Raw genomic sequence first — 499 nt, forward strand, 5'->3', positions numbered from 1 at the left:
CTAACCGGTATAGTCACTTCCTTTATTAGCGCCTATCTGTGTATTCACCTTTTCTTGAAGATGATTTCACGTATGGGCATGACGCCATTTGTGATCTACCGATTGATCTTAGGTGTCGGCTTATTTGCTTACCTATTAATGGCTTAATCTCGATCGACTCGATCGCATAATCATYATCAGCGCCCTACAGGAAACCGTGGGCGTTATGTTTTTTAAGCGTTCAGCAGCGCTGCTTTCACTGCTTCAATGCGTCTTCTTTCCTGTTCATCACGAATAGCAGGCCCTTTAAACCCATCCTGAATGACCGATTGCACCTCGACAGAGAGCGCGGCTTGATACGCTAACTGGATCCGTTCTGCTTGAGGGTAAGGATGATCTTGCAGGCCTTGGCGACCAGCATGATCGGCTTGGCAACAAAGGAGGATATCGTTTAATCGCTCCGCTTTGCGCCACACATCCAGTTTGTTGAAAATTTTGCTATGGCTGCGGTCTTGAGCTC

At 47.2% G+C, this 499-nt stretch carries 1 protein-coding gene and 1 pseudogene; one reads left to right on the plus strand and one right to left on the minus strand.

Annotated features, from left to right (window positions below; genetic code table 11):
• Window positions 1–147 (plus strand): undecaprenyl-diphosphate phosphatase (locus CIK04_RS23720; RefSeq protein ID WP_325205752.1); only part of this gene is annotated, 147 nt, incomplete at its 5' end.
• A gap of 65 nt (window positions 148–212) precedes the next feature.
• Here CIK04_RS23720 and cca read toward each other — a convergent pair.
• Window positions 213–499: pseudogene (gene cca, locus CIK04_RS23725) on the minus strand (multifunctional CCA tRNA nucleotidyl transferase/2'3'-cyclic phosphodiesterase/2'nucleotidase/phosphatase); the annotation flags it as partial.

The organism is Vibrio sp. 03_296 (assembly GCF_002265885.1).